Below are 9151 nucleotides of genomic sequence, written 5' to 3' on the forward strand. Positions count from 1 at the left end.
ACACTTATCCACAGCCGACCATCACGGCGTCGGCTTCCACCCCTGGCTCACGATTCAATTGGCGCGGTGGCTCACTTCTACTTCGGCGCGGACAGTCTGGCTCATGCGCTTTTGCTCGATCGCGGATCCAAACGAGCGGGTGTTCCGGCTCGTGGTTCTGTCGCGCAACCTCACCTTCGACCGCAGCTGGGATGTGGCCGTCGCGCTGGACGGCACCCCCTCGGGCAGACGGCGCCGGGAGCAACCCGATGCGCTGCAGGAATTCCTTCGCACGCTCCCCGCATCGACGCAACACGCCAGCCTGCTCGACAACATGCGCGAGTCGCTTAGCGATGTCGTTTGGGATGCCCCGCCGTTCTTCGATCGCGTGGCCATGCTGCCCGGCCACGGCGCCAAGGAAGGACGCAGCCACCGGGCGCCGTTCGCCTCGGACCTCATGACGGGACGATTCGACGAACTGCTGGTCGTTTCCCCGTTTCTGGACGTTGATCCGGACAGCATGCTGCAGCACCTCGCTCTCCGGACCACGGGCAGCAAGACCCTCATCAGCCGCGCCGATACCTTGGACGCCGTCCGCGCGGGCAGCCTGGACGGTTGGCAAGTGCAGCGACTTCGGGACGCCGTCGTGGATGGCGAGGAACGCCTGGGCCAGTCACGGGCTGCGCCCCAGAACCTGCACGCAAAGCTTGTCGTGGTCCGGGTGGGCAAGAACGCGTACTGGCACATCGGGTCCGCCAACATGACGAACGCGGCCTTTGGCAAACCCGGCAAACGCGCTCCTCGCAACCAGGAATTCATGCTTCGGTTGGACGGCGCGAACAACCGTGCGGGGCCCGCGGCGCTCATGAAGGAGTGGTCCAAGCACGACGTGTTCACCGCGCACGTCTTCGCGGAGCCCACGGGCGCGACCGCGGAGGAGCGCCAGCGACTCAGACGCCTCACCCATCAGTTGGTGTCCTGCCAATGGCACCTTCAGGCGCAACCGTCCGGCGAAAACCATTGGCGCGTCGAGTTGTCGCTCGACCCTGAACCCGTGGTCCCGCCCGATTTCGCGGTGTCCGTGGGGCTGCTGTGCCGCGACGCGTGGAAACCACTGGCCTCGCGAACCGCTTGGGACACGCTGCGCTTGACGGAGATCAGCGCCTTCGTGCCAGTGGAAATCAGCGGACAGGGTGGCACTGTCCTGGCCCGGTTTTCCGTGCAGGCACGCGTGTCGGCCGAACTCTCGGACGCGCGCCGTCGCGCCGTCTTCAAGGAGACGGTCGGCTCGAGGGAGAAGTTGCTGAGCTACCTTCACATGCTGTTGGATTCGGAAGGCTTCAAGGGCGTGAAGGAACAGAGCAAGGGGGGCGCGGGTGACATGTTCGGCATCGACGGCAGTAGCGGCCTGTACGAACGCCTGCTGCGCGCCGCCGCCCGAGCGCCCGAGCGCATCGCCAGGGCCCTGCATGTCTGGCAGCGTGCGCGCGACGAAGGCGTCGAACTGCCGGAAGAGCTCGCCGAGCTGTTCGCGGGTTTTGAGCCATTCGGCAAAAGGCATCCCGAATGACGCACCCCGCGCTTGCCGCCGTCGACAAGGCATTGGCTTCCCTCACCGACTTTCAGCGGGCTTCCGTCGGAGCCGCCTGCGAACGCCTCGATGGTGGGCAGGGTTTGGGGCGAAGGCTGCTCGTGGCGGACGAGGTGGGTCTGGGTAAAACGCTCGTTGCACGGGGCGTCATCGCCTCGTTGCTCAAGCAGCGGCTGAAGGCAGGCGAGGTCCGTCGCCTATTGCGCGTGGCCTACATTTGCTCCAACCAGGCGCTCGCGAGGGAAAACGAGCGCAAGCTCGCGATCTTTCACGACAAGGACGCCGAGCGGTGGGTGAGCGCGCCCAATTTCAGCCGCCTGGCTGAGCTCGGCCTTCGGCGGCCGGCAGCTCCGTCCGATGCGCTCATCGAGCTTTGCACGCTCACCCCTGCGACCTCGTTCACCTTAACGCAAGGGGGCGGCAATGCACGTGAGCGCTTCATCCTTTGGCGTGCCGTGGTGAGCGCGGGTGTCGACGACACGCCGCAACTCGAGCGCTTCTTCAGCCGGGGCTATGTCGGAGCATGGAGCGATGCCGGCAAGTTCTTCCAGGAAAGCAAAGGGTTGGAGCCCCGATCGCTTAAGGAATTCCGCCGGATGCTCGGCACCAAGCCGAGCTTCGACGACAAGACGACACAGGCGGCAATCGACGCCGGTCTGAGCCTTCGCAGTTGGCGCGCGTTGGCCAGCGCGATCGGTCGACGCTCGGGCAAAGCGCAGGTTTTCTCCGACCTGAGCGCTGTCGTGCGTGCCGGCCTTCGCCATCTCTTCGTCCAGTGCTGCGCGGGAAATTTGGAGGCCGACCTATTCATCCTGGACGAGTTTCAGCGCTTTGACGACCTGGTGCGGATCGAACCCCAGCCCGGCCACGGCACGCAAGACACCGTGCAGCAGTCCGAACGCCAATTGATTGCCCGCCGTGTGCTGCACGAGGGCGACGGATATGCGACGCTGCTCTTGTCGGCGACCCCTTTCAAGGCCTTATCGCACCTGGGCGACGAGGACGACCAAAAGGCCCATTCGCAGCAGATCACGCAGCTGTTGGCCTACCTGGCCGAGCGCGACCCAGACACCAGGCAGCGGTACGAGATCGCCCGCCAGGCCCTGCTTCAAAGCTTGCTGTGCCTGCCTCCCAGCCCACTGGTGCCAGGCAGCCTGCCGCGGGAGTCGAAACACGATGCCGAATCGGCGCTGCGCCGCTACATCTGCCGCACGGAGCGTGCGGGCATTGAACGGGGCATCGACGAGGTGTTCGTGGACAGGCAGATGCGAGCGTCGCCGCCAAGCAACGCGGAAGTGGCGTCGTTCATCGCACTGGACTGCCTCGCCGAGGCGCTCAAGACATCGTCCATCAGCCCCGGCGTCGCGGACGTCATGTCCTTCCACAAGGCGGCCCCCTGGAGTCTCTCGTTCCTGTCTGGCTACCAATTTAGAGACACCCTTCGCTCGCACCGCGGCGTACCCCTGGTCAAGGCGGCACTCAAGAAGGCCGGCGCTGCATGGATTCCCGCCGCGGCGTTGAACAACTTCCAGATCGATCTGGGCCAAGACGCGCCCAGTGACAGGTTCAAGCAGGTGCTCGAAGTGGCCGCGCCCTGCGGGGCGGAGCAACTCCTCTGGTTGGCTCCCAGCCTGCCGAACTACGCGGTGGACGGGCCCTTCCGAGACAAGGAAGGGTTCAGCAAGACGCTGCTGTTCTCATCACTCGTGGCTGCGCCTCGCGCACTTAGCAGCCTGGTGTCCTATGAGTGCGAGCGCAGGCTCCAACCGAAACGCGGCAAACGCCCGTCTTATTTCGATGCCAGGGAATCATCCAGCCGCGCATTTCGCAGTGACGAGAACGCCGTATCCGCGGCATGGGCCCTGGTCTACCCGTCCGCGGTGCTGGGCGCCGTGCGACTGTCGCCAAACGGTGGCGAGCTCTGCGCGCTACGTGCCTCAATACGGGATCGCATCCAGACCGATTTCGATGCGCTGATCGCCAAGTACGGTGGCGGCACGCGCCGTCACGAGACTCGCTGGTATGCCATGGCACCCATGCTCCTCGATCGACTGAAGGGGAAGACGGACCACTTCGACACGTGGGCACGCTCGATCGCCAGATCCAAGGTCGCCGTCGTCCGGAAGACCCAGGTCGCAAGGATGGTGGAAGCCTCCAAAGGGACCGAGGGGACAGACTTGCAACTCGGAGCGCCACCGGCCGATCTGCTCGCGTTCCTGGTCGACCTGGCCATCGCCGGGCCCGGCGTGTGCCTCAAAAGGGCATTCGATGTCAGCTGGCCGCCGGGATCGAACGACTCGCTGGAAACCCGGCTCATGCGCGTCTCGGACGCCGCGCTCGCCTTCGTCGACAAGATGAATCGCGTCGAGTCGCAACTCGTAATCCGTGCAGTCCTGCCGCGCGCCAGGCCCTGGGTCGCGGTCATGCAATACGCGGCCATGGGCAATCTTCAGGCCGTGCTGGACGAGTACATGCACCTGCTCAAGCCCGCCAACAATACGATGAAGGAGTCTGTGGAGGCCTTTGAGGTCGCCGTTGGCACCAGCGCCGTCTCGGTCACCGCCCAAAGCAAATTGCCCGGCTCGGAGCGTCGCAACCACGACGTGCGCTTCCACTGCCACTATGCCGTTCCCCTGGGCAACCAGCGCGGCACCGAGGAAGCGGGCCTGAACCGCATCGCCCACATCCGTGCGTCCTTCAACTCGCCCTTCTGGCCGTTCATGTTGAACTCCACTTCGATCGGACAGGAGGGCCTGGACTTCCACTGGTACTGCCGTCGCGTCGTCCATTGGAGCCTGCCTTCCAACCCCATCGACCTGGAGCAACGCGAAGGAAGGGTCAACCGATTCAAGTCGCTCGTGGTGCGCCAGCGGGTGGCCCAGGTGCACGGCCATCAACTCGAGAATGCCGCCGATCCTTGGTCGGAGCTCTTCCGGCTCGCCAGTGCCGCGGCCCAGAAAACGGACCTGGTTCCGTTCTGGCACGTCCCAGGCGGCACGGCGCGGATCGAGCGCGTGGTCCCGTCCATGCCCTTCAGTGCCGAGGTCTCGCGCCTCGACGAAATTCTTCGGATCCTGTCGCTCTACCGCTTGTCATTCGGCCAACCGCGCCAGCAGGAACTCATCGAGAACCTGCTGCGCCGGAACTACGACGCGCAGGATCTGGACGAGATCCGTCGAGCGCTCCTCATCGACCTGGCGCCGATCAACTACAGACCCACGTCCACCGCCTAATCCGATGCACAGCAAGAAGGAATCCATCGACCATCGATTCGCGCTGGTGGACCAGGAGGACCAGCTCCGGTTTCCCTACCGCAAGGTGCAGATCGGCACCCAGCAAGAAGGTTTCGTGATCGGCCCCGACCGGCACGGACAAGGCCTCTATGTCGATCGCCTGGAAGAGGTGATACACGCCGTGGTCTTCGAGGGCGAGTCGGCGCGCGTGACGGACGATCCGCCCTCCCCCGGCAAGGGCAGCAACAGCCTCAAGCTCCATGCAGGGCGGAACGTGAAGGGCTACGTGATCGCCGCGGAACTGCGGCACCTCGTGCGGGGCGCGAAGCTCGCGCCGCTCGGAACGCCGGAGGACTACTTGCAAGGCCGGCGCACGACAGGCCACGAACCCGACGTGGTGTGGACATCGATCAAGTTATCGCCCCAGTCGTTGCACGACGTGCAGAACGGTCGTCTGGGGATGTATCTGCCGGGTCAGAACTGGAGCACCATCAAAACGCTCCTGCATGACAGGGCCGCGGACCTCGCCCCGCTGTCGGTGCTGATCGCCCTAAGCGACACGGACGCGAGCGCCTCGTGGGCAGGGGATGTCATCCAAGTTCAGACGCGGGTCGGGCCGAGCGCATGGGTCGAACTGGAGCATGTCGGCCCACTCGATTCGCCGATTCGCCGATTCGCCGCGGCGACCTAAGGAACCTGCACACGGGCCGGGTTCTTGAAGACGGCCCGCTCCAGTTCGCCCCGTGCACCCTGGCACCCGCACCGATGGCGGTGTTGCGCCAGCGCCTGCCAGCCCAGTCGCCCGAGGATCAAGAATTGGATGCCGCGGCGCGCGGCGCCGAAGCCGAGCTGGCGGACGACCCCCTGGCGACGGGCCTGCCGGAAACGACGCGCAGGGCGCTGGCCAACGCGCGCGTCGGCCAGGGTGGCTATCGGGCGCGCATGCTCAGGTTGTGGGGCGCCAGGTGCGCCGCGACGGGCTGCGCCGTCGAGCGCGTGCTGGTCGCCTCCCACGCGCAGTCATGGGCCACCAGCTCAAATCATGCGCGACTGGACGAGTACAACGGGCTGCTCCTTGCCGCGTCCGTCGACCGCCTCTTCGATGCAGGGCTCATCGCCTTTCGCGACGACGGCCGGTTGCTGGTGTCGGATGCGTTGGATGACGGCGCACTTGCCTGCGTCGGACTTGCGAGAGACGCCCGCGTTCTCCTGAAGCCTCGGCATCTGCCTTACATCCGACAGCATCGCGAGACGCACGGATTTGGTTGACCGTGCAAGACCGAGGGTGCGCGACCGCGCCTGCTGGCGCTGCCACACGATCTTGACAGTTCAGCCTGTCCGGGACGCCCTAAATCGTCCCGAGCCTGGTCGACCCTCGAGACTTCCTTGCCATGCGGCGCAAATCCGGCCTTGCACTAGGGCGACGAGAGCCTGAACTGGCGCGCCGGACCGCCCGTCCCACTGACGCCAGTCAGACCATCAGTCGGGCCAGCGCCTGCTCGAACAGGGGAGCCGCTTGTCTCGACAGGCGCAGGTAGCCAGGGTGGGGCATGTGAACGATCGGCACCCCCCCCGTGTGCAAAGCGGGTGTCTTGAGCAAATGGACCCGCTTGATGCCCCCCGCGACCGTGGGCACGTCCACCGACGCAGGTACCGCCTGCGCGCCCCATCGGGCAGGAACGGACGCCTCTAGCCCTGCCGTCTGCGACAGGCTTCGCACGGCAATGACGAGTTTGGGCCGCAGCAGCGCCAGCATGCGCAGCAACTGCAGATCCGCGAATTCGACTACGCGCTGGAGCAGCGCGGCATCCAACGTGTTCAGGAATTCGTGCAGCTGGCTGCTGCCCCAAGGCAAGTAGTTGGCCATCGTGACGGCATCGCCGCGATAGCCTGCGCCCTGGATCGCTCGAAACAGGGATTGCCAGCCAGGTTTGCGATCCGTCTGAGGCGCCCAGCCCGCACGGGGCCGCCGCGCCGCATCGAAATAGGCCTCTCCGAAAAGGCCGCTGTGGAACTGCTCGCCGAGCGAGCCGTGCGGAGAATCGGCGCTGAGTTCACCGGCGTTCGGATTCGAGCCCAGGATCAAGACATCCACCCGCCTGTCCTGAAGCTCCGCCGCCACGCCACGCAAGGTCGTTTCGCCAAAAAAAGTTCCACGAAAGGGCGTGGCGTAGCTCAACGTGATCGGTAGCAGCCGCGCGTTGTCGGGATGCCGGGCGAACGTCCCCGGGCCCGAGACCAGTGCCTCCAGTCGTTCTTGACGGGTCGCCAAGGACGCCAGGCCGCGCGATGCGTCCGGGCCCATGCCTTCTGACGCAAGGGGCCAGGACACGGCGACAGCCGGGGACGGTGGCGCCACGACCGGCCGCGCAACGGCGACCGTTCGGATGGAAGGCGGCGGATCCTTCGAGCCGACGGTCGCGCCGGACAGCGTCAGCGCTAGGCTGTCCAGAAGTGCGCGCAGATCCGCGTGAACACTGATGTAGCTGGGATGAACGACGACCTTGGTTCCCTGAAGCTCGAACCGCCGAGCAAAACCATCGAGAAGGACTTTGCATCGTTGCGGGATCGTCTGGCTGTGGGTAACCTTCAAATAGGGTGAGCGACCTGACGGATACCACGCCTCCAGCGAGAGGATGGCCCACGGGTTGGGCCCCACGAATAGCTTGTCGTAGTCCTGTCCGCTGTTGGCATTGGGCTTGACCTCACGAAAACCCAGTACATCGGCGAGCCCAGCTTCGCGGGCAGTCTCCCGGAATGCGTGGGCTCGGACTTCTCGCGCGGGCAGGGTCAGTAGCGTCATGGCGTCGTTGATTTTGCGGTGGGCGGGCCCGACACGGCGACGCGTGCCGGGAGCGCAGTGGACAGCCTCATTCAGCCAGGCCGCTGGTGCGCCCGACCCGCTGGCTGACGACCATGTCGACCATTGCCGGCGACGCGATCAGCGTGAACCACCGCCTCGCGCGTGTCACGCCGGTGTAGACCAGTTCGCGGGTCAGAACGCGGCTCGGTTGCGGGGGAGCATGACGCGCATTCTTTCTCGTCCCTCACAAAATGGGAGACCATCATCAGATCAGTAGCCGATGTAGCTTGTTGGGAACCGTGGAACAAGGGGAAAGTCGACGGGCAGAAGGCGCCCTTCAAGCCCAAGGACATCTGGGCGCTCCGAGTCCGCTTCCAAATGGAAAACAAGATTTGCGAACGTGCAATCTTCAATCTGGCGACCGATAGCAAGCTTCGCGGTTGTGATCTCGTTCCACTCAAGGTTCGCAATGTCTGTCACGGAGACCAGCTCGCTCGCGCGCGGTGGTCATGCAGCACAAGATACTGCGTTTCGTGCAGTTCGAGATCACAGTCGGCACTCGTAAAGCCCTCCTGAAGTGGATCAAGCTCGCTGGACTGAAGTCCGATGACTCGTGTTCCCAAGTCGGATCCACAACTCACCGCATCTCGGGTCGTCAGTACGCCCGTATTGTTGAACACTGGGTAGTTGAACTCGGCCTAGACCCGGCAGACTACGGCACATTCCATGCGACGAACGAAGGGAACGCTGATTCACCGAAGGACCAAAAACCTGCGCGCAGTTCAGTTCCTGCTGGGCCACACGAAGCCTGAATCGACTGAATCGCCCCGGTTTTGAACTGACCCCCAGAAGTTGGACATTGTGATCCCGCCGATCAGGCGGTGTTTCTCAACCGGTATTGAACCGGGCTAAGCCCTTTCAATCGCAGCTTGATGCGCTCGTGGTTGTAGTAGTGGATGTATTCATTCACGCCCACTTCGAGTTCGTCAAGGTCGCCAAGCGTTTCAAGGTGAAAGTACTCGGACTTGAGGGTGCCGAAGAAGCTTTCGATTACCGCATTGTCAAAGCAATTGCCTCTGCGGCTCATGCTTTGCGTTACCCCGTGATGCGCAAGCATCGCCCGATACGGCTGCATCTTGTAGTGCCAGCCCTGGTCCGAATGCACGGTCAGTCCGACGATGTGTTTTGCCCGCGTAAGTGCCACATCCAACGTACCGGAGACCAGGTCGAAGACAGGGCGCCTCGCCATGCGGTGCGCAATGATCTCGCCGTTGTACAAGTCCATGCAGGCCGATAGATAGAGCTTCTGCCCGTTCACGTTGAACTCGGTGATGTCGGTTGCCCATTTCTCATTGGGAGCCTTTGCGCAGAAGTTTCGTTTCAGGACGTTTGGCACGTGCACGTCGGTGATCCCAGGGACGTGTTGGCGCCGGCCGAAAATTGACCCAGCGGGGATGCGGCTAAAAACTTGGACTGTTTATGCCGTGAGGCCCAAGCTTCTTCGGTAGTCGACGGGACTGCGCGCGCCCAAGGACATCTTGATCC

The 9151-nt window shown here is 64.1% G+C and carries 6 protein-coding genes and 1 pseudogene; 5 read left to right on the forward strand and 2 right to left on the reverse strand.

Features of this window, described 5'->3' with window-relative positions; all coding sequences use genetic code 11:
* From RCH10_RS26595 to RCH10_RS26610, 4 genes are all read left to right on the forward strand, one after another.
* On the forward strand, nucleotides 1-1549 hold a 1549-nt coding region (locus RCH10_RS26595), incomplete at its 5' end, for a phospholipase D family protein (RefSeq protein ID WP_409054710.1).
* Nucleotides 1546-4803 carry a helicase-related protein gene (locus RCH10_RS26600; protein WP_409054711.1) on the forward strand — a complete coding sequence of 1086 codons (3258 nt, stop codon included), beginning with the start codon at nucleotides 1546-1548 and terminating at the stop codon, nucleotides 4801-4803. The genes RCH10_RS26595 and RCH10_RS26600, both read left to right, overlap by 4 nt.
* 4 nt (nucleotides 4804-4807) lie before the next feature.
* Nucleotides 4808-5494: a hypothetical protein gene (locus RCH10_RS26605; RefSeq protein ID WP_409054712.1), complete on the forward strand. Its 687-nt coding sequence runs from the start codon at nucleotides 4808-4810 to the stop codon at nucleotides 5492-5494.
* Between the two features lie 74 nt (nucleotides 5495-5568).
* Nucleotides 5569-6072, forward strand: a complete 504-nt coding sequence (locus RCH10_RS26610) for an HNH endonuclease (protein ID WP_409054713.1) — start codon at nucleotides 5569-5571, stop codon at nucleotides 6070-6072.
* Between the two features lie 202 nt (nucleotides 6073-6274).
* On the opposite strand, the gene RCH10_RS26615 is transcribed toward RCH10_RS26610, so the two are convergent.
* Nucleotides 6275-7606: a hypothetical protein gene (locus RCH10_RS26615; protein WP_409054714.1), complete on the reverse strand. Its 1332-nt coding sequence runs from the start codon at nucleotides 7604-7606 to the stop codon at nucleotides 6275-6277.
* A gap of 264 nt (nucleotides 7607-7870) precedes the next feature.
* Here RCH10_RS26615 and RCH10_RS26620 point away from each other — a divergent pair.
* A pseudogene (locus RCH10_RS26620) lies at nucleotides 7871-8443 on the forward strand (tyrosine-type recombinase/integrase).
* Between the two features lie 37 nt (nucleotides 8444-8480).
* On the opposite strand, the gene RCH10_RS26625 reads toward RCH10_RS26620, so the two are convergent.
* On the reverse strand, nucleotides 8481-9062 hold the full coding sequence (locus RCH10_RS26625) for an IS3 family transposase (RefSeq protein WP_409054715.1): 582 nt from the start codon (nucleotides 9060-9062) through the stop codon (nucleotides 8481-8483).
* Between the last annotated feature and the right edge of the window lie 89 nt (nucleotides 9063-9151).

Source organism: Variovorax sp. GrIS 2.14 (assembly GCF_046115955.1).
Taxonomy (GTDB): domain Bacteria; phylum Pseudomonadota; class Gammaproteobacteria; order Burkholderiales; family Burkholderiaceae_C; genus Variovorax.